This is a genomic window from Streptomyces niphimycinicus (genome assembly GCF_018883605.1).
In the GTDB taxonomy this organism is placed as follows: Bacteria; Actinomycetota; Actinomycetes; order Streptomycetales; family Streptomycetaceae; genus Streptomyces; species Streptomyces niphimycinicus.
The window spans coordinates 1-1,429 of the sequence record NZ_JAHLEM010001236.1 but is presented as its reverse complement, the minus strand read 5'-3'; the positions used below and the strand labels follow the sequence as shown (position 1 = coordinate 1,429).

1 protein-coding gene and 1 pseudogene are annotated in these 1,429 nt (G+C 71.6%); both read left to right on the top strand.

All coding sequences use genetic code 11. The annotated features are described in order from the left end of the window. Positions 1-1,063: glycerophosphodiester phosphodiesterase (locus tag KN815_RS49065; protein ID WP_216348198.1), on the top strand; the 1,063-nt coding region annotated here is incomplete at its 5' end. A 128-nt stretch (positions 1,064-1,191) separates the two neighbouring features. Continuing rightward, a pseudogene (locus KN815_RS49060) lies at positions 1,192-1,429 on the top strand (sigma-70 family RNA polymerase sigma factor); the annotation flags it as partial.

The following is a 1,429-nucleotide window of genomic DNA, read 5'->3' as shown; positions in this document are numbered from 1 at the left end:
GCGGTCGGCGCCGGGCGCGGCGGTCGCCGCGGGGACGTCCGGACGGGGCCATGAGCTGCCGGTTCCCACCGTGATCGGCCACCGCGGCGCCAGCGGCTACCGGCCCGAGCACACCCTCGGCTCCTACCAGCTCGCGCTGGACATGGGCGCGGACATCGTCGAGCAGGACCTGGTCCCCACCAAGGACGGCCATCTGGTCTGCCGCCACGAGAACGACATCACGGCCACCACGGATGTCTCCGCGCACCCGGAGTTCGCCGACCGCAAGACCACCAAGACGGTCGACGGCACCAAGCTCACCGGCTGGTTCACCGAGGACTTCACCCTCGCTGAGCTGAAGACGCTGCGCGCCAAGGAGCGCATCCCGGGCAACCGCCAGCGCAACACCCTCTACGACGGCCGCTGGGAGGTGCCCACCTTCGAAGAGGTGCTCCAGTGGGCCGAGCGCGAGGGCCGCAAGCGCGGCCGCCGGGTGTGGCTGTACGTGGAGACCAAGCACCCCACCTACTTCCGCAAGCTGGGCCTCGGCCTGGAGGAGCCGCTGGCCAAGCTGCTGCGCCGGTACGGCCGCCACAAGAAGGACGCGGCGCTGTTCCTCCAGTCCTTCGAGCCGAGCAGCATCCAGCGGCTGCGCAAGCTGGTCGGCACCCCGTCCGTCGTACTGCTGTCCACGATGGACAGCCGGCCCTGGGACTTCGTCGAGGCGAACGACCCGCGTACGGTCGCGGACCTGGTCAAGCCCGAGGGGCTCAAGTGGATCGCGAGCTACGCCCAGGGCATCGGCCCCGATCTGTCGGTCATCATCCCCCGGACGCCGGACGGCAAGCTGGGCACGCCGACCAGCGTGGTGAAGGACGCGCATGCGGCGGGGCTGATCCTGCACCCGTACACCATGCGCAACGAGAACACCTTCCTCCCGGCCGACTTCCGCCGCGGCACCGACCCCAACGCCTACGGTGACGCTTTCGGTGCGTTCAAGGCATACTTCGCGACCGGAATTGACGGCATCTTCTCCGACAACGCGGACACCGCCCTCCTCGCGGCGGCGGACTTCCGCAAGTAGTTCCGCACCTACGGGTGGGTGACGGCGGGGCCGCGCGAGCGTCAAGGCGCGGCCCCGCCGCTTACCCGGTCGGGTGAGAGCGCGGTCACCCGGCAACCACCCCACGACCCGGGCTCGTCCCGCCCGGCATGGACCTTGTGAAACGACTGGGCCCGCTGCTGGCCGCCGAAGCGGCGGCCGAGGCATACGGCGTCGGCGTCGAGCCCGCCGAACTCGAACAGGCCGTCTGGCTACGGCTGCTGGAACGCACCCGGGATGCCGGACCGCCGCCCCACCCCGCCCGCTGGCTGCGCTGCGCCGTACGGGCCGAGGTGCGCGGGGCCAGGCGCCGGGCGCGCCGCGAGGTGCCGTACGACCCGATGGCCG